This window comes from Kallipyga massiliensis ph2, assembly GCF_000311985.1.
In the GTDB taxonomy this organism is placed as follows: domain Bacteria; phylum Bacillota; class Clostridia; order Tissierellales; family Peptoniphilaceae; genus Kallipyga; species Kallipyga massiliensis.
Window position 1 is genome coordinate 609971 of the sequence record NZ_HE978585.1, and the last position, 18927, is coordinate 628897.

The following is an 18927-nucleotide window of genomic DNA, read 5'->3' on the forward strand; positions in this document are numbered from 1 at the left end:
AAAAAATAAATCTTAAATTGACAAGGTTAGGAAAATGTTTTAAGATAAATATAAAATCAGTCAAATGTTTTATTGATGAACATTTTACCTGAAAACCGAACCTCGACGACTGATCTATAGGAAAGGAATCAAAATGAACCCTGCTGACAATGAAGTGCTCTCCGTCAGAGAGATCTATAAGAGCTTCGGGACGAATAAGGTCCTTAAGGGCATTAATCTCCAACTGAGTTCTGGGGAAGTTTTAGCTCTTATCGGAGGAAACGGAGCTGGGAAATCGACCCTAATGAAAATCATAATGGGAATTTATAGTCATGATTCCGGAGATATTTTTGTAAATGGAGTAAAAAGATCCGTAAGCAATCCGGCAGAAGCTTTATCCCAGCATATTTATATGGTCCCCCAGGAGCCCTTGCTTTTTCCCAACATGACCGTTGAAGAAAATATTTTAATAGGAATAAAGCGGCCTCGGGAAGTCCTTAAAAAGGAGTTGAGGGAAATCCTTAAGGTCCACGGATGGTCGTTCGATCTGGGCGCCAAGGCCATGACTTTATCCATTGCAGAACAGCAGTTGGCTGAGATTATCCGTGGGTTACTCCGACAATCTAGAATTTTGATTCTTGATGAGCCTACCAGCGCGTTAACCTTTGATGAGGTTAATAGCTTATTTGACATTATTAGAGAATTACAAAAAGAGGGGATCGGCATCATCTATATCACCCACCGGATGACAGAGGTCTTTGAGATCGCTACTCACGTTGCTATTATGCGCGATGGAGTGATCACAGTGAATGGAAAAGTTGATGAATTCACCCGGCAGGACCTAATCAAGGGGCTCATAGAAGATGAAACGGATATCCCTCAAGATGAGGTTTGCTTCGATTGCCCGGTTGATTATTCAGTCCCACCGACCTTTGTATTAAAGAACTTCACTGGCTATGGTTTTAAGGATATCAACCTCGAGGTCTATCCTGGAGAAATCCTGGGACTCTCCGGTGTGGTAGGGGCCGGCCGTACGGAACTGGCCAGGACCATCTTCGGAAAAGACATTCCTATTAGCGGATCTGCACTTCTAAAAGGAGAAGATGTAACAGGATTGCCAACGGATGCCATCATCCATAAGGGGATCAACTACGTCCCAGAAGACCGCCATCTCCATGGTCTTTTCAAGATCTCAGACATATGTTCAAATACAACAAGTGCTCTCTTGAAAACCTCTAAAAAATTGGGAAACTTCGTCTTGGATTTGGAAAAGGAAAACAACATTACGAATGAGTATGTTGAACAATTCCACACAAAAATTACAGGAACCAGCCAAGAAACAGGGAGTCTTTCCGGTGGAAACCAACAAAAGGTGGTTTTAGCCCGGTGTTTAGCCACCAATCCCTCCTTCCTGATTCTTGATGAACCAACAAGAGGAATCGATGCTGGAGCGCGTGGTGATGTTTATGCCATTATTAGAAAGTTGAAGGAAACGGGCGTGGCCATCCTCCTCATCTCTAGTGATTTGGAAGAGATTGTTGAGCTGGCTGACCGTGCCATATCCATTTATCAAGGAAAAATTAATGGGTCCTTCTCTAAGGAAGAGATCGACCTCGACACCCTGATGTGTTCCGCCTTTGATGTTGAGGTAAAGGAGGAAAAGAATGACTAAAATTCGAAACTCTCGTTTCGGACGTGAATTGACAAGCCTTTTTTTCTTGATCCTCCTGTTTGCTGCCGTTGGTTTGTTCAACCCAAAATTTATTTCTGCCAAAAACATTAGCGCTAGTTTTAATACATCAGTGGTCTATACTTTGGTAGCTATTGGAATGGCCTTTACCATCTTTATTGGAGAGATCGACGTTTCCGTTGGATCGACTCTGGGCTTCGTAGCAACAGTTGTGGGATCCATGTTGAGGGATGGGCAGAACTGGACTTTAGCCTTTATTGTAGGTATTGCTATTGGTGCAGCCATTGGACTTTTTAATGGTTGGGGCATTTCGGTCATGAAGATCCCCTCTCTGATTTTCACCCTCGGGACAAATGGCATTTTAAGAGGGCTCATGTACATTTACAATAATGGAGCATGGGTAGAGAACCTCCCGAAAGAATTCAAAGACTTTTCATCAGTGACTCTTATCGGCGACATTACGATTTACTATGCCTGTGTCATCATTTTAATGATCCTCATCCATCTTTACCTGGAGGGGACTGAAAAAGGGAAATATTTTAAGGCCGTCGGCGACAACGCCGATGCAGCCACTTTGGTCGGCATCCCTGTCAAAAGGACAAAGGTGACTTCCTATTTGATTTGTGGAATCCTGAGTGCGGTTGCGGGAATAATTTTCTGTAGTCGGATCGGCTTTGTCACACCCTCTAGTGGTGCTGGGTATGAAATGAAAGCGGTGGCAGCCTGTGTCTTGGGAGGCATCAGCCTAGCTGGGGGAACCGGCACAGTCATTGGGGCATCCATTGGTGCCGTCATCATGGCTTCGATCAGCTACCTTCTTGTTTTCATGGGCTTCTCATCCAACTTCGATAACGCTATCACCGGTATTATCCTTATTGCTATCGTCGTAAGTGATTCCATCCTCCATAAGCGCTTGCTTGAAAACAACAGAAGACTCCGTCTCTCTGCAAGAACCCAAGATAAGAAGGACCAGGCTGGCGAAGAGAAAGGAGAAGGCCATGAAGAATAGGATTAGAAGACATTCTTGGATGTACTTTCTCGTGGCCATCATTGCCCTCGAGTTCATTATTTTCGGGCTGGCTAATCCCAAGTTTTTACGGCCACAACTGCTGTTTACGGGCATCAATGATCACTTGGCCATCGGAATCATCGCCATTTTTGTCACTATGGTCATGATTACTGGAGGAATTGATATTCAGGTACCGGCCTTGGTGGGATTAACTTCTATTACGATCGGGGTCCTTTGGCAAGATATGGGACTGAATATTTGGCTAGCTTCACTTATCGCCTTCATTTTTGTCGGGCTATGCGGGGCTCTGTCTGGTTTCTTCATCGCGTATTGCGATGTTCAGCCAATGGTAATTACTCTGGGAGGAAGCTTCCTTTATAGCGGTATCGCCCTGCTGATTTCAACACTATCTGCAACAGAAGCCTATCAAGGAATATCTGGTCTTCCAGATAGTTTTAAAATTTTGGGAAAATTTAAGGCTTTTGGGCTCATCCCCCTGCAGTTTTTTATCTTCCTCGCCCTTATTCTATTCGGGTCTTTTTTGCTAAACAAGACGAAGTACGGCCGAATGGTCTTCTTAGTTGGAACCAATTCGGAAGCCGCCGAATACTCCGGAATTAAGAGCAGGCGAATCATCATGTCCACCTATGTTCTCAGCGCCCTAAGTGCCGCTGTAGCAGGAATGATTATGACTTCTTATTTGGGCACGGCAAAAAGTGACCTGGGCGGAGACCTAACCATGGATATCATCACTGCGGTTGTCTTGGGGGGAACCCTGACCACAGGTGGCAAGGGCAATATTTATAGCACGGCCCTGGCAGCCATTGTTATCGCCATTATGAAATTCGGAATGCCTCTATGCTTTGGAATTAACACCCAGTACCTTGACATTCCGGTTGGACTTTTTTTGATCATTGTTGTCGTTGGCCGATCCTATTTTGGCCGGAAAGATTTTTCTTTCACTTCTTTGTTGGGTGGGAAAAATCCATAAATTGTTGGACGCAAAAATTCATATGAATTGAAGGAGGATATCTATGAAAAAAAGAATTTTAGCGTTACTAATGGTATTTGCACTGGTTCTGACGGCATGCGGACAGGGCGGAGAAAAACCCGCTGAGTCCAAAGAGAGTTCAAGTGCAGCGGAATCAAGCGCTCCTGCAGAGAGTACGACTGTGGCAAGCGTTGAAGGAAAGACGGTTGCTTTTATTCCAAAATTAACAGGGAATGCTTTCTTCGAATCCGCCAATGACGGCGCTCAGAAGTTTGCCAAAGAAGCCGGCTTCAAAGTCGACTACATTGGTGACTCCACCGCTTCTGTATCTGCCCAGGTTGCTGTTATTAACCAGGCCGTTGCTTCAGGCGCTGATGCAATCTGTATTTCAACCGTGGATGCTGCTGGCGTATCAGATGCCTTAAAAGAAGCAAAAAAAGCAGGTCTGACGGTTTGTACTTGGGATTCCGATAGTCAGGTTGATGACCGTGAACTGATGGTTTCTCAGGGAACACCCGAAGTTCTTGCCCAGATGCTGGTTGACATGAGTGTTGCTGGCCTGAAGGATCGTGGAATTGATCCCGAAAAAGATCCTGTTAAGTACGCATGGCACTATTCTCAAGCTACTGTTACTGATCAGAATTCCTGGCAGGTTGCGGGTGAAAAGCTGATTAAGGAAAAGTATCCAAACTGGACAAACGTTCAGCCGGACAACTACTACTCGGAACAGGATGCTGAAAAAGCGATTACAGTTGGTGAAGCCATTCTTGATGCCCACAAGGACATTGACCTGATCATCTGCAACGACTCTACCGCTCTACCCGGCCAGCTCCAGGCAGCTGAAAACAAAGGCCTTAGCAAAAAAGACGTGACCATTACTGGCTTCTCTTCCCCTAACTCCATCAAGCAGTATTGCCAGAATGACACCATCTATAATTGGGGTCTCTGGGATTGCGGAACACAGGGAGCCATGGGCTGCTATGTAGCTGCGTACTTGGCTGCTGGCAACAAGGTTAAGGTTGGCGATAAGATTAACATTCCTGGAATCGGTGAAGTTGAAGTTCTTCCTAATAACTCTATTGCTGAAGGTGCTGCAACTGCAGACGAGAATAACGGAGTAGTTATCCTGCCCGAAAGACTTGTATTCACTAAGGACAATATGAACGATTACAACTATTAATACGATTCCTTCTCTTTAAAACATTAAGGAGGCATTACTTGGCTGATTTAGATAATTTTAAGGTAGCAAAAAATTACCATTTAGAAGAGCCCTTTGCCAACCAAAAGGGCTTCTTCCTCAAGGGTATTAACTCCCTAGACTGGGGCATGAAAAAGCACATGTCCAACATTTTTAACAAAGATAGTGGAAACACTGTGATGTTTGCTTTCGATCACGGATATTTCCAGGGATCGACATCTGGCCTGGAAAGGCTGGATCTCCTCCTCCCCAAGCTGGCGCCTTATGTGGATTGCTTTATGGGAACAAGAGGTGCTATCCGGGCTACTCTCCCTCCAGAAATTACTTCAGCGGTTGCTCTCCGGGTGACCTCTGGCTCTTCAATGCTCCAAGATGACCTGAGTCATGAAGTGGTCGCTGTCAATATTGAAGATGCCATCCGGATGAATGCGGATTGTATGGCAGTTCAAATCTTTATTGGTAGTCAGGGTCAGCTTTCCAGCTTGGATAATGTCAATAGAGTGATTAATGACGGCATGAAATACAGCATTCCCACCATGGGTGTTTGCGCGGTAGGGAAAGAATTGGAGAGAACAGACAAATTCTTTAAACTTGCCACGCGGATTATTGCCGAGATGGGCGTCCAAATGGTGAAGACCTATGATTGCGAAAACTTTGAAGAAGTCGTGGCAGCATGTCCAGTTCCCATCGTTGTGGCTGGCGGGAAGAAGATTCCTGAAAAAGAAGCTTTGACTTTAGCCTATTCTGTTTTACAGAAGGGCGCACACGGTGTTGATATGGGAAGAAATATCTTCCAGAGTCAGCATCCGGTAGAAATGATTCAAGCCGTCAATAAGGTCGTCCATGAAGGCTTTACGGACAAAGAAGCCTATGAATTCTATGAGGACCTCATCCACAGATAATCGATTCCTGACATTTCATTTCAAAACCCTCCAAATATAGTGCAATAAGAGCTACAGCATGGCGGTCATCCGTCATTTGTAGCTCTTATTGTTTTGGAATACATCTCGGGAGGTTTCCGTCAAGTTGAATAATATTTTTATACCTATATAATTAATAATTGATTGTCAGCCAGCATAAGAACCAAAGATTTTTTTTAGTCACCCATAGGAGTCTTCATGGAAAATATCCTCTTTTCCCTTCGCGTTGTCTTTCCCTTTCTGCTTTATATGACCCTGGGCCTTGTTTCCCGCCGCTTCATCCAGGTGGAGAATCTTTCCGGAATCCTTAACCAGGTGGTCTTCAAGCTCATCCTTCCCATCCATCTCTTTTTAACCACGGCAAAGACCCAGGTGGATATCGGAAGCCTATCCGGGCTTTATCTTTTTGCCTTTATCGGTATCCTCCTCATCTTTCTCGTCTTTTGGTTCTACTATGACCGGAAGGACCTCCCCCGAAAGCAGAAGGGAGTCCTGATCCAAGCGTCATACCGGTCTAATTACATCCTTTTCGGGGCACCTTTGGGGGCGGCCCTCCTGGGCGAGGACAATGCGGGGATCGTGGTTCTTTTGATTCCTGTCGTCATCCCCTTGTTTAACCTCTTGTCTATTTTTGCCCTCTCCTATTACGGGTCGGAGGACCATGAAGGACTTAAGGGGGTCCTTGTCAAGATTGCCAAAAATCCCCTGATCCTGGGCATTTTAGCGGGTTTCCTTTGGAAACTTACCGGATTGGACCTGCCTGACATCCTGGTCCAGCCCCTGCAGAGGGTAGGATCCATGGCTACGCCCATGGCCCTGATCGGTCTGGGCCACGCCTTCTCCTTCTCCGCCACCAAGGCCTATTCCCACCAGCTGGTGAGGTCGGTCTTCATCCGCCTCCTCCTGGTTCCCTTCTTGACCCTGGGGGCAGCCACCCTCCTGGGCATCCATGGGGGAGGCATTGTGGCCCTCCTGGCCGTCTTTGCCTCACCAGTGGCCATCTCCTCTTATGCTATGGCCGAAGCCATGGGCAACGACGGAAAGCTGGCGGGGCAAATCCTGGTCTACACCACCCTTCTTTCTTCCCTCTCCCTCTTCTTTATCATCTTCGTTCTGAAGAGTCTGACCCTGATTTAAGTCTGTATTTTTCCTGTTCTTCCTGAGGCCGGCCGGCGGGTCGGTCTTTTTCTTTGGTAAAATAGACCTAATAGGAGGGGATCATATGCAGGGGAGAGATATTGAGACATATTTGGATGTTTTGGGCGGGGCCATTAGACGGGAACTGGACCGGGACTTGGGCTATGGCTGCGTGACCATGACCAGCCAAGGGGCTCATGATGACATGGACTACCGGACCTTTCTCCGGTCCCGGGAGGGGATCCTCCGGGCTTTCCGCCAAGCAGACTGGGACAGTGTGGAAGACTTCCGGGACCTCCGCCAATTAGGCCTGGAGGTGGAAGGGGCCATGATGGAGGCGACAGGGGGGATCAACACCCACAAGGGCCTGGTCTTCCTCCAGACCTTCCTCCTCCTGGCCTGGATCCGGGGAGTGGTTTGGGATGACTTGACCCCCTATATCCGGGACCTGGCCGCCCCCCTTCAGGCCGACTACCGGGAGGGGGCCTTCCCCAAATCCGCCCTTCTCAACCGGGAGGGGGTCCGGGACATCCGGCAAATCCCCCTCTCGGGCTACTCCTTCCTCCTCCAGGGAATGGAAGATTTCCGGTCCATGAAGGACGGGGACCTGACCCTCCAGCTCCTGGCCCGGGTGGATGACACCACCACCATCGCCCGGTCCTCCCTCCCTATGCTCAGAAAGCTCCAGGCCCGGGCCGGGGAGATTTTGACCATGGCCCCCAAGGAAAGGGCTCGGGCCGCTGAGGACCTTTCTTCCTACTATGTTGATCAGAAAATCTCATCCGGAGGGGTGGCGGACCTCTTCACCACCATCCGGACCCTGGAAGCCCTCCCCTGGGCCTGACAAGGAGTAGATGCTATGCGGACGCTTTGGGTAAAAGAATCAGCCTATGACCGGAAGGCCTGGGAAGGTCTTCTGGAGAATGCCGGGATCCGGCCGGAAGAATCCATCAACCGAACCCTGGGCCTCTTTGAGGGAGAGACTCTGGTGGGGTCGGTCTCCCGACTGGACAACATCATCAAATGCGTGGCTGTCGACCCGGACCACCGGGGAGGATCCGTCTTCAATGCCCTTCTCTCCCAGATGATCCAGGAGATCTACCATGCGGGCTATGACCGCCTCTATGTTTACACCAAGCCGGAATCCGTACGGGCCTTCGAAGCCCTTTCCTTCCAAGAGATCGAGAGGGTGGGGGAGGACCTGGTCTTCCTCGAGCGAGCCGAAGAGGGTTTCCCGGTCTACCTGGAGGGGCTCCGAAAGTGGAAGGAAAAGACACAGAGGGGGGACGAAAAGGAAGTGGCGGCCATCGTCATGAACGCCAACCCCTTCACCCGGGGCCACCTGGCCCTGGTGGAGGCTGCCCGGAAGGCCAGTGATGTACTTTACCTTTTCGCCGTCTCCGACCCCTCCTCGGTCTTTCCCTTTGAAATCCGAAAGCGGCTCATGGAGGAAGGAGTAGCCCACCTGGACCGGGTTCATGTCCTGACCACCGAATCCTATATGGTCTCCCGGGCGGTATTTCCCTCCTACTTCCTCAAGGAAGCCGACCAGGCGACCGCCATCCAGGCCCGGCTGGACGCCAAGATCTTCAAAAACCATATCGCTCCGGCCTTGGGGATCAGCCTACGTTTTGTCGGAGAGGAGCCCTTCAGCCCGGCCACCCGGACCTACAACGAACAAATGGAGGCCGTCTTTGCCGGTCCCCCCAATCCGGGCAAGCCCCGGCTTGAAATCATCCCCCGCCTGGAAGATGGGGGAGAGGCCATCTCCGCCTCCACCGTCCGCCGGCTTTTGGCCCAGGGCCGGTTAGTGGAAGCCAAGCACCTCCTTCCCCCCTCCAGCCAAGCCTTCCTGGAGAGCCCGGAAGCCCAGCCTATTTTGGAGGCCTTAAAAAAAGATCCCCTTCAGGGGATCAAAGAGTCAGACGCATAACTCTAATTTTAAAAGAAGACTCATATTTTCCTTCGCTGATAGGGACGGTATAGGTCTTCTTTTTTTATTGGCAAAATGTTAAAATAAAGAAAATCAAGAAAACTTGAGATCTCAAGAAAAGAGAGGAGTTATGATATGAATTTAGCCAAACTTTCAAAAAGTGGACAGATTACCGTACCTCTTGAGGTTAGACGGGCATTAAATCTTAAAACCGGCGATAAGGTTCTTTTTGTCAAAAATAGGGAAGGTCAAATGACGATCGGAAACGCCTCCGATCAAGCAATTTATGAGGCGCAGACTGCCTTTGAGGGAGTTGCTGAAAGACTAAAACTGAAAGGTGATGAGGATGTCCAAAAGTTAGTTGACGAAGTGCGGTATGAATGATGAGAAAGCCCAATACTCTCTTTTAATCATAAGGCTCAAAAAGGTCGGCATGGGTCTTTTTAAATTCACTCACCTGGCTCATGAGATAGTCCCGCGCTAAGAGAAGGTGGTCTTCAATTTGGAGGGCCAGGGTGTCAAAGTCCTTTTCTTTCATGGACTTGATGATGGCCTTGTGCTCAAAGAAGGCCCGCTCCCGGCGGGAGGATTCTTCATCTTTATAGGAGACATTTCGGAAGGCCAGGAGGTATTCCTTGAGCCGCTCCACCATGAAGGAGAGGCGGGGGAGTTGGGCATAGGCATAGATGGCATCGTTAAAACGGGCGGAGGCCTCAATGATCTGGGGGAGGTCCTTGGAAGCGATAGCCCGGGCGGTATCCTCCATGATTTCATTCAGGTGGTCATAGTCCTGGGGGGTCATCCGGTTGGCGGCCTCCCGGAAGGCCAGGAGTTCCAGGGCCAGGCGGATTTTGAAGATCTCGTCAATGTCCTCGGCAGAAAGGACCCGGACCCGGTAGCCCTGGTTCCGGCTGTAGTCCAGGAGGCCCTCATCATAGATCCGCTTCAGGGCGATCCGGACGGGGGTACGGGAGACATGGAGGTCCTTGGATAGGCTGACCTCATTGATCCGCATACCGACGGAAAAAGTGCCGTTAAAGATATTTTCTCGAATTTTTCGGTAGACGTCTTCCGATAGGCTGACTTGGGACATGGCTTCCTCTTTCATTCATGGATGAGTTTACTTTCTCCTATTCTACCAGAAAATCAAAAAAAAAGCCCCTGCCGGGGAATCCGGCAGGGGTCTTTTTTGTAGGCTTGTCTCCTCGTCCCTAGAGCAAGAGGAAGGAGAAGGAGATGGAGGCGATGATGAGGACGATGGCTCCGCCCAAACGGGAAGAGAGCTGGGCATAGGCCATGAGGCCCATCCGGTCGGCAGCGCCCAATACGGCCAGGTCGCCGGATCCGCCACGGTTGGCCATGCAGAGACCGGCAGTGACCGCGGTGTCGATGGGGTAGAAGCCCACCAGCCAGCCGACGACGGCGGAGCCGACAATGGCCCCAACCACGATGAAGAGGGGAACGACGATGTTCTCGACGGAGGTCAGGGTGGCGAAGAGTTCGTCCAGGTCAAGGTCGATGCCGACACCAACCATGATGACGACCAGGAAGACCTTGGTGAAGAAGGCTTGGAAGCGCTTAGCGCCCATCCGGACTTCAGCAGGGATGACGCCCAAGCCGGCCAGAATGACGACGAAGATGATCATGTAGGCCAAGCGGTGGATGGGGAAGCCGAAGATGGTGGGCAGGAGGTAGTTGCCGAAGATGGTACCCACCACGTAGGAAGCCAGGGCGACCAGGAAGCCGGCGCCGATTTCCTTGATTTCAGGAAGGACCGCTTTTTCCTTCTCTTCCTCATTTCCGGATAGTTCGGATCCGCGGATCAGGGTGCTGCGGTCCCCGGTCCAGGCGGGCTTCTTTCTACCCAACCCGTTGAGGAGGGCAGCAGTGATAATGGCGTAAATGTTGGCAATAGTCAGGATGATAATGGCAAAGTTGTAGTAGTTGACGGCCTTATCGCCGGTGACCCCCTCATAGATCTCGGACAGGGGGACAGCACCGCCGCCATTGCCTCCGCCCATGATGGGAAGGACGTAGTGGGTGATGATCCGGCCAGGGGCAATCCCAAAGACCAGGCCGATAGCGATGCCGAGGATGGCTGCCCCCAGGACCCCGCCTAGGATGGCAGGCAGGTAGCCCACAAAGGAGCGGATCAGGATCTTCCGGTCCAGGGAGAGGACGGACCCGGTGATGAGAACGATGATGAAGAAGGTGAGGAAGTCCTGGTCGCCCATGAAGGCATCAATCCCTTTTAAAAGATCCTCAGGAATCAGGTTGAAGTGAACATAGGTGGCTGTCCCCAGGAAGGCGAGGAGGATACCGCCACCGATATGGGTATTCCAGATGGGGATCCGTTCGCCAATTTCATAGAGGGGGATACCGATGGCCAGCATGAGGGCCATGACGTGGGGGAGGTTGCCTTTCAGGACACCCAGGGCGGCGCCCAGATAGATGACGGCCACGCAGGCCAGGGTGATGTACCAAGGAGCTCCGAAGAGTCTCAGGTTTTTTTTCTTTTCCATAATTTCCTCCAAGAATACGATGGATTTCCACTTGAAAGCCGGTCCCGGACTAGCGGGAGGCCGGCTTGCGGATGGTGTCGATGATGGTCCCGTCGCGGTATTCCACCACGGCGACCACCTGGTCGGTGAACTGGATGGGCTCAGGTTTGCCCAGGATGGCCTCAGCCTTGTCGCAGAGTTCCTCGATGGTGACTAAGGGGAGGCGGGTTTTCTGTAGCTCTTCCAGGATATCCTGGCGATTGGGGTTGACCGCAATGCCGTAGTCGGTGACCAGGACGTCCACGGTCTCACCGGGGGTGGTAACTGAGGTGACCTGGCGACGGACAGTGGCCAGCCGGCTCCGGATCAGGGGAGCGACGATGATGGTGCACTTGGCACCGGCTGCGGTGTCGGGATGGCCGCCGGGAGCCCCTTGAATGGTTCCGTCGGAGCCTTGGACGGTGTTGACGTTAAAGTCGGTGTCGATTTCCAGGGCCCCCAAGATGACGTAATCCAGGTAGTTGACGAAAGCCCCCTTGTTCATGGGGTTGGCATATTGGGAAGAGGAAATTTCCACATGGCCGGGGTCGGTGTAGACGGATTCGACGGAGGCGATATCGAAGGCCTGGTCGTTGACCAGCTTCCGGATGTAGCCTTCCCGGAGGAGGTCTACCATGGGTTCGGTGATTCCCCCCATGCCCCAGCCCATCTTGATTCCCCGCTCATCCATAAAGGGTTTGAGGAAGCGGGTGACAGCCAGGGAAGCCCCGCCGGCTCCGGTCTGGAAGGAGAAGCCATCTTTGAACCATTGGGTGGCAGCGATGACTTCAGCACAGGCCTTGGCCATTTTGAGCTCCCGGGGGTCCTTGGTCATCCGGATGGCCCCGGAGGCAATCTTGGAGGGATCGCCGACGGAGTCGACCTTGACCACATAGTCCACGTCCACGCCTTGGATGGGGGCGGGGAGGTTGGGGGCGTCGACCAAGGTGTCGGTGATGACCACGACCTTGTCAGCATATTGGGCATCCACGCTGGCATAGGAGAGGACACCGCAATCGGCCTTGCCGCCCTTGCCGGAGGCGTTGCCATAGGGGTCGGAGCTGGAGGCCCCGATGAAGGCGACGTCGATGTGGACCTGGCCGGTTTCGATGGCCCGGACACGGCCCCCGTGGGTTCTGATGGTGGCGATGTTCTTGAGTTTGCCGGAAGAAAGGGCTTCCCCGATTTCATCCCGGACCCCGGAAGAGGAGATTCCTGTGATGGTCCCATCTTCGATCATGGGGACCAGGGAGGCCTGGGCCTTGCCCAAGGAAGAGGCGCAAATATAGAGGTCCTTGATCCCCATCTCATGGATGACTTCCATAACCATGGCGCAGACGTAGTCGCCGTTGCGGAAGTGGTGGTGGAAGGAGATGGTCATCCCGTCCTTGAGGCCGGTCTTTTCGACGGCTTCTTTGATGGAATCCAGCATTTTGGATGTTCCGGGCTGGACCTGGGAGCAAATTTTTGGGGCGGCTTTCTTGAATTCATAGTTATCCCGATAGAAGGCCCCTTGGAAGGCTTCGACGCCGTCCTTCAGAAGGGCATCGGGGATTTCGCGATGGACTGCATTTTTCATACCAGACCTCCTTCATAGACGCCGGCGGCTTTGGCCAGCTTCAGGGTCCGCTTGGCGCCTTCGACGTGGGCAATATCGACCATCTTCCCGTCGACGGTCAGGACGCCGATGCCTTGGGCTTCGGCTTCCTTGACCCCCAGGATGATGTGTTCGGCCGAGGCGATGTCGGCTTCACTCGGGGTGAAGACGTCATGGATGACCTCGATCTGGCGGGGGTTGACGATGGACTTGCCGTCAAAGCCCATATTTTTGATCATCTGGGTTTCCTTGCGGAGGGTGTCCATATCGTCCAGGTCGGTGAAGACCGTGTCAAAGCACATGACTCCGGCGGCCCTTGCCGAAAGGACGATGGCGGAGCGGGCGTAGAAGTATTCCTCCCCGGTCTTGGTGGTGGTGGCCTGCATGGTCCGGGCAAAGTCACCACCGCTTAGAGCCACACCCATGAGCCGGTCGGAGGAGGTGCAGATTTCATAGCAGTTGATGATGGAAAGGGGAGTTTCCAGAGCGGCCATGAGGAGGACTGCCCCCTTCTTCAGGCCGAATTCTTCTTCGGCTTCCCCCACCAGCTTTTCCACCAGCTGGACATCCTTGGCGGTCTCGCACATGGGGATCCGGATTCCGTCACAGCCACCGGCTACAGCGGCTCGGATATCTTCCTTAAAGTATTCGGTGTCCAGGGCGTTGATCCGGACCCATTTTTCCACATCACCGTAGTCCAGGTATTTCAGGGTGTTGTAGAGTTGGATCCGGGCCGAGTCTTTCTCCGACTGGGAAACCGCATCCTCCAAATCCAGGATGACGCAGTCCGGCCCATAGACGTAGGGGTCCTTGACCAAAGAGGCCTTTTGGGTATTGAGGAACATCATGGTACGACGAATGCTTCTTCTCATAGCTTCACCCCCCAAGGCAGGTTGCTGGTCTGGTCGACCGAACGGAAGATGGCGGTTTGGACGCGGGACCGAAGGGTGCAGTCCAGGGCGCCCTTGTCCTCCACTTTGATTTTTCCCTTGCTGACTTCCAGGTTTTTCAGGACCTCTTCCACACTTTCCTGAATCTGTCGGCCGAATTGCTCTTTGACCGAGGATTCGATGGTGATGGTGAGGGCATCGCTGGGCTCTACGGTCACCTGGGCATCGCTGGATTCCAGGGTGCCGGCTATAGCCCGATGGATCAGTTCCATACTTCCTCCTTTTCTATGCACTTTACAAAAACAAGTTCGGATGAAAAAATAGAATAAAAGAAAAGATAACTCTTTTAAACTTAACTTTATTATATCGGTGGAGAAAGAGAAAGTTTATAGAATCCGAGGAATAACCATTAAAAAAACACTTTGAACAACAAGGTAAAACACCTTCAAGGAGGCAGCTTGTGAATCATTTTCAGGACGGGGATCGTCCAAGTCTGGAAGAGGTTTTAGAGAACCGGGAAAGTCGTCGGCGCCGGATTGACCGGCTTTTGGCGGACCGGCCGGAGACAACGGTGGTCTGTTTTAAGCTGAATATTCCGGGGCCAGTCAAGAACAATCCATGGATTCGGAAGCTCTTCCGGGAGGGACTTGGGGCCATAGAGGAGGCCCTGGATCTTGCGACCAAGCCGCCGGTCGTCCGGGAGATTTTTCCTGACCTGCCCACAGGACCGGAGGCCTTTTTGGTCCTGGACCGGGACATCAGTGGGGTGAAAAGGGACATGGTCACCCTGGAGGACCATGAGGTCTTTGGCCGCTTCTATGACATTGACGTGGAAGGAGGGCCGGATTCGACCCGGTCGGGGGCGGTCAGTCGGGAGGACCTGGGCCTTCCGGAGCGAAAGTGCTTTCTATGCAACCAGCCGGCCAAGGTCTGTGCCTCTTCCCGGGCCCATGCGGTGGAAGATATGGTCCAATTCATCGAGGAAAGCCTGGCCAAGGAGGGATTCTTTAAATCCTAGAAAAATCTCACCTTCCTCCTGGGAAAATCCCATCCTATCCTTTATAATAAAAATAGTGTGTAAAAACCACGTTAATTTTTAAAGTAGGCCATTTTCTTGAAATCGGAAATCCGGGAGGATTTATGGATATTTGGCATATCTTTTCTCTATTGGGAGGCCTGGCCCTCTTTTTGTATGGAATGTCCTTGATGTCGGAAGGCTTGGAGCTGGTTGCCGGTTCCAAGATGCAGTCCATCCTCAACCGACTCACTTCCAATAAGTTCATGGGCGTTATGGTGGGCTTTCTGGTCACCGCAATTATCCAATCCTCTTCGGCCACTACGGTCATGGTGGTGGGCTTTGTCAATGCCCAGCTCATGAGCCTGGCCCAAGCCATCAACGTCATCATGGGTGCCAACATCGGTACCACGGTGACCGGCATCTTCATCGCCATGGACTTCACCCGGATTGCCCCCTTTATTGCCTTTATCGGCTTTCTGATCTCCCTCCGCCACCACTCCAAATGGAACTATTGGTCCAAGGTGGTCATGGGCTTAGGTCTTCTTTTCATGGGCCTGGAAGCCATGTCGGCGGCTATGGTTCCCTTAAGGGAGTCGCCTTTCTTCATCAACTTCCTGAAAACCCTGTCTTCGCCCCTAGTGGCCATTGCCTTCGGAGCGATTTTTACCGCCATCATCCAGTCCTCTTCGGCCTCCGTCGGTATCCTACAAACCTTGGCCAACCAGGGCCTGGTTCCCTTCCACATTTCCTACTATGTGGTCCTGGGCCAGAATATCGGGACCTGCATCACCTCCGTACTGGCCTCAATCAACGCCAACATAAATGCCAAACGGGCGGCCCTCTCCCACGTTCTCTTTAACCTTCTGGGGACGGTGATCTTTTTAGTCATCTCCCTCCTCCTGCCCATCCAAGATTGGATCATCGCCTTTGCGCCTTCTGCACCGGCGGCGGAGATTGCCTTCCTCCATACGGTGTTTAATATTTCTACCACCCTCCTCCTCCTTCCCTTCTCTCGCCACTTTGCCAAGCTGGCTACCTTCCTGGTCCCGGGAGAGGCCAAGCGGTCCGAGCCCCGGCAGCTCCTTTATGTCAAGTCGGACACCTTCGGGGATAACTTGGTCCTGATCGCCAATATCCACCTGGAGCTTTCCCGGACCCTCAACATCTGCCGAGAGGCGGTGGGTGAGGCCCTGGACCTGGTTCTGGACTACAAACCGGAAGATGAGGAAGAGGTACGGAAAAAGGTGGAGACCATCCACTACCTCAACGGCAAGCTCAATGAAGTAACGGTCCGCCTGATTACTCGCCGGCTCAACAAGGTCCAATCCCGGATGTTGACCAACGACCTGAAGATCCTGGCCGACATCGAGCGGATCGGGGACTACATCCTCAAGATCTGCAGCTTGGCGGAGGCCAATGAGGAGCGTGAAGTCGTCTTCTCGGATAAGGCCCGGGAAGAAATTCGGATCATGGGGACCTACATGGACCAGATTTATGAGGCGATCAAAGACTTTGACGAGTTTGAAGGCGACCTCTCCAGCGCCATCCGGGTGGTCGAAGACTTCGACGGCATCCTGGATGTTTTTGAAAACAACCACCTTGACCGGATTGGGGTGGGGGACTGCGACGGCGAATCCGGCCTCCAGTATAACTCCCTCATGACCTCTGTTTCTCGGATTGCCTTCCACTACCAGAGCATAGCGGAAGCCCTCCAGGACAATATCGACCTGGATGACTGATTTTCGGACAGAAAAAAACGGTGTCAGATGTTTCTGACACCGTCCTTTTTTTGATGGGTTTGTCTTAAAAAAGTTTGCCCGCCTTATTTTCCTGGGCATAGGCCTTGAGGGCTTGAAAATCGTCTCCGCCCTGGGCCATGACGGCGGTCTGGACGGCCCCTTCCACCAGGGGAAGGTCGGCCAGGAAGACCCGGTCTTGGACCTCAGGGTCGGCCATTTCCAGGGCCATCTGGGCATTCATCATGGAGGAGCCCATATCGAAGAGGACGAAGAGGCCTTCCGGTCCGGCTTGGCTGATGGCCTGGATGATCTTTTCACCGTCGGAGCCCAGATTTCCTTCGCTGTCTCCGCCAATGGCTTGGATGGGGACATCGGGGGCCATCTGCTCCGCCAGCTCTTTCACCCCTTGGGCCAGGTTTTTGGAGTGGGAGAGGATGAGGAATTCAACCATGGCTAGTCCTCATTTCCACTCAGGCATTGGATGAGGAGGCAGGAGGAGCAGGCGCCGGGGTCGATGTGGCCGATGGACCGCTCGCCCAGGTAGTAGGCCCGGCCTTTTTTGGCCTGGTAGTCCTTGGTGGCTTCCATCTTTTCCTTGGCGAGTGCGGCCGCTTCCTGGAGGGATTTGCCTTCCTGGAGGGCTTGGGAGACCGGCTCCAGGACGTCAACCATGGTCTTATCGCCGACGCTGGCTCCACCCCTTTGTTTGATTCCTTCCACCCCTTTTTGGAAGGCTTCGTTGAAGTCCTCCCGGGTGATCTCTTCTTTTCCGGCGAAAACAGGAGCGAACCGCATGAAGAAGGTCCCATAGAGGGGGCCGGAGGCTCCGCCGATGGTGGAGATGAAGTCCATGGCCACCTTGGAGAAGAGGGTCTTGAGGTCGGGGAAATCCATGTTTTGGACATCTTCGTTGGCCTTCTGCATCCCCCGGTTGAGGTTGAAGCCGTGGTCCCCGTCACCGATGGCCGTATCCAGCTCCTGGAGGAGCTTTTTGTTTTCTTCAATGACCCGGGTCATTTCCCCGAAGGTCTTTTTCACTTCAACAATATTCACACTATACCTCCCGCCAAGCAATGGCGTCCGCCGGAGCATCCAGGTACTTCTTGGAGGTCTCATCCAGCTTGATGACCGAGAGGGAGAAACCGGCCATATCAATGGAGGTCATGTAGTCACCCACATAGGTCTTATGGGTGGCAATGCCCTTGTCCTTGAGATAGACATGGGCATCATGGGCGATGACATAGAGTTCCTGGAGGGGGGTCCCGCCCATGCCGTTGATCATGAGGGCGATTTCCGACCCGTCAGACAGGTCCAGCTCCGCCAGGATCTTGTCCATCAATTCCTCGACAATACCCTTGACCGGCTTGAGGGCTTCCTTCCGGATTCCCGGCTCGCCGTGGATCCCGATCCCGATTTCCATCTCATCATCTTCCAAGTGGAAGGATTCTTCACCGGATGAAGGAACCGTGCAGGCCTTGATGGCCATACCCATGGACTTGATTTGGGGAATGAGCTTGTCCGCATAGGCCTTGATTTCCTCCAAGGACTTGCCTTCTTCCGCCATAGCCCCTAAAATTTTCTCGACGAAAATGGTTCCGGCCACGCCCCGGCGTCCGGTGGTGAAGGAAGAGTTTTCCACCGCTACGTCATCATTGACAACGACGGACTCCACCTTGATTTCCTCCATCCCGGCCATCTCTGCGGCCATATCAAAGTTCATGACATCGCCGGTGTAGTTCTTGACAATCATGAAGACACCCTTGCCGGAGTCCGTCGCCTTGATGCATTCCAAGACCTGGTCCGGTGTGGGGGAGGTGAACATCTGTCCGGGCACAGCCCCATCCAGCATCCCTCTGCCGATGAAGCCCGCATGAGCCGGCTCATGTCCCGACCCGCCTCCGGAAATGACCGCTACCTTGTCCACCGGTGCATCCTTCCGCACCAACACATTGGTGCCCTCGACACGCTTGATCCGGTCCGGGTGGGCCATGACCATCCCTTCAATCATTTCTTCGACAACATTGTCCGCTACATTGATGAGCTTTTTCATAGGAACCTCCTTTTCATGGGTTTCGCATACATCCATCTATCTTGTATTATATCTTCCGGCCTAGCCCAGGGCAAGAAAAAGGAAAGGGATTTCATGTGGAGGGGGGTGGTGTTGGGTTGCGGAGGGCGCCCTGGCTGGGACTCATAATTGCCGCTAGCCAGGGAAGTCCGGCCCTGGCTGGGGCTCATATTTACCGCTAGCCAGGGAAGCCCGACCCTGGCTGGGGCTCATATTTA

19 protein-coding genes are annotated in these 18927 nt (G+C 52.4%); 11 read left to right on the forward strand and 8 right to left on the reverse strand.

The window, feature by feature from the left end; all coding sequences use genetic code 11:
- Positions 1-133 precede the first annotated feature (133 nt).
- The 9 genes from HGKM_RS02720 (at position 134) to HGKM_RS02760 (ending at position 9241) form a co-directional block, all read left to right on the forward strand.
- Complete coding sequence (locus HGKM_RS02720) at positions 134-1651, forward strand: sugar ABC transporter ATP-binding protein (RefSeq protein WP_019133807.1); 1518 nt, start codon at positions 134-136, stop codon at positions 1649-1651.
- On the forward strand, positions 1644-2678 hold the full coding sequence (locus HGKM_RS02725; protein WP_019133808.1) for an ABC transporter permease: 1035 nt from the start codon (positions 1644-1646) through the stop codon (positions 2676-2678). The genes HGKM_RS02720 and HGKM_RS02725 overlap by 8 nt, the downstream gene beginning before the upstream one ends.
- A complete protein-coding gene (locus HGKM_RS02730; protein ID WP_019133809.1) occupies positions 2668-3669 on the forward strand; it encodes an ABC transporter permease in 1002 nt (333 codons plus the stop codon). The genes HGKM_RS02725 and HGKM_RS02730 overlap by 11 nt, the downstream gene beginning before the upstream one ends.
- A gap of 43 nt (positions 3670-3712) precedes the next feature.
- Positions 3713-4849: a substrate-binding domain-containing protein gene (locus HGKM_RS02735; RefSeq protein WP_019133810.1), complete on the forward strand. Its 1137-nt coding sequence runs from the start codon at positions 3713-3715 to the stop codon at positions 4847-4849.
- A 38-nt stretch (positions 4850-4887) separates the two neighbouring features.
- Positions 4888-5769 carry a 3-hydroxy-5-phosphonooxypentane-2,4-dione thiolase gene (gene lsrF, locus HGKM_RS02740; protein ID WP_019133811.1) on the forward strand — a complete coding sequence of 294 codons (882 nt, stop codon included), beginning with the start codon at positions 4888-4890 and terminating at the stop codon, positions 5767-5769.
- A gap of 216 nt (positions 5770-5985) precedes the next feature.
- Entirely contained in the window at positions 5986-6924 is a 939-nt protein-coding gene (locus tag HGKM_RS02745) for an AEC family transporter (protein ID WP_019133812.1), read from the forward strand.
- Positions 6925-7009: 85 nt separating this feature from the next.
- Positions 7010-7768 (forward strand): triphosphoribosyl-dephospho-CoA synthase, encoded by a 759-nt coding sequence (locus HGKM_RS02750; RefSeq protein ID WP_019133813.1) that lies wholly within the window; start codon positions 7010-7012, stop codon positions 7766-7768.
- 15 nt (positions 7769-7783) lie between these two features.
- Entirely contained in the window at positions 7784-8857 is a 1074-nt protein-coding gene (locus HGKM_RS02755) for a [citrate (pro-3S)-lyase] ligase (protein WP_019133814.1), read from the forward strand.
- A gap of 135 nt (positions 8858-8992) precedes the next feature.
- Positions 8993-9241 carry an AbrB/MazE/SpoVT family DNA-binding domain-containing protein gene (locus HGKM_RS02760; RefSeq protein ID WP_019133815.1) on the forward strand — a complete coding sequence of 83 codons (249 nt, stop codon included), beginning with the start codon at positions 8993-8995 and terminating at the stop codon, positions 9239-9241.
- A 22-nt stretch (positions 9242-9263) separates the two neighbouring features.
- Here the strand turns inward: HGKM_RS02760 and HGKM_RS02765 are convergent, their stop codons facing one another.
- From HGKM_RS02765 to citD, 5 genes are all read right to left on the reverse strand, one after another.
- Positions 9264-9950, reverse strand: a complete 687-nt coding sequence (locus HGKM_RS02765; RefSeq protein WP_172634681.1) for a GntR family transcriptional regulator — start codon at positions 9948-9950, stop codon at positions 9264-9266.
- A gap of 118 nt (positions 9951-10068) precedes the next feature.
- A complete protein-coding gene (locus HGKM_RS02770; RefSeq protein WP_019133817.1) occupies positions 10069-11379 on the reverse strand; it encodes a 2-hydroxycarboxylate transporter family protein in 1311 nt (436 codons plus the stop codon).
- Between the two features lie 49 nt (positions 11380-11428).
- Positions 11429-12976 carry a citrate lyase subunit alpha gene (gene citF, locus HGKM_RS02775; protein ID WP_019133818.1) on the reverse strand — a complete coding sequence of 516 codons (1548 nt, stop codon included), beginning with the start codon at positions 12974-12976 and terminating at the stop codon, positions 11429-11431.
- Entirely contained in the window at positions 12973-13866 is an 894-nt protein-coding gene (locus tag HGKM_RS02780) for an aldolase/citrate lyase family protein (protein WP_034578910.1), read from the reverse strand. Before HGKM_RS02780 ends, citF begins: the two co-directional genes overlap by 4 nt.
- Positions 13863-14156, reverse strand: coding sequence for a citrate lyase acyl carrier protein (citD, locus tag HGKM_RS02785; RefSeq protein ID WP_019133820.1), 294 nt, complete (start codon positions 14154-14156; stop codon positions 13863-13865). Before citD ends, HGKM_RS02780 begins: the two co-directional genes overlap by 4 nt.
- 188 nt (positions 14157-14344) lie before the next feature.
- Between citD and citX the strand changes: the two genes are divergently transcribed.
- Entirely contained in the window at positions 14345-14902 is a 558-nt protein-coding gene (gene citX / locus HGKM_RS02790; RefSeq protein ID WP_019133821.1) for a citrate lyase holo-[acyl-carrier protein] synthase, read from the forward strand.
- A 122-nt stretch (positions 14903-15024) separates the two neighbouring features.
- On the forward strand, positions 15025-16641 hold the full coding sequence (locus tag HGKM_RS02795; protein ID WP_019133822.1) for a Na/Pi cotransporter family protein: 1617 nt from the start codon (positions 15025-15027) through the stop codon (positions 16639-16641).
- Between the two features lie 64 nt (positions 16642-16705).
- On the opposite strand, the gene dhaM is transcribed toward HGKM_RS02795, so the two are convergent.
- The 3 genes from dhaM to dhaK are packed head-to-tail and all read right to left on the reverse strand — an operon-like array spanning position 16706 to position 18691.
- On the reverse strand, positions 16706-17092 hold the full coding sequence (gene dhaM, locus HGKM_RS02800; protein WP_019133823.1) for a dihydroxyacetone kinase phosphoryl donor subunit DhaM: 387 nt from the start codon (positions 17090-17092) through the stop codon (positions 16706-16708).
- 2 nt (positions 17093-17094) lie between these two features.
- The gene (gene dhaL, locus HGKM_RS02805; protein ID WP_019133824.1) at positions 17095-17694 is read right to left on the reverse strand and encodes a dihydroxyacetone kinase subunit DhaL; all 600 of its coding nucleotides are present in this window, start codon (positions 17692-17694) and stop codon (positions 17095-17097) included.
- A gap of 1 nt (position 17695) precedes the next feature.
- Entirely contained in the window at positions 17696-18691 is a 996-nt protein-coding gene (gene dhaK, locus HGKM_RS02810; protein WP_019133825.1) for a dihydroxyacetone kinase subunit DhaK, read from the reverse strand.
- Positions 18692-18927: the final 236 nt, after the last annotated feature.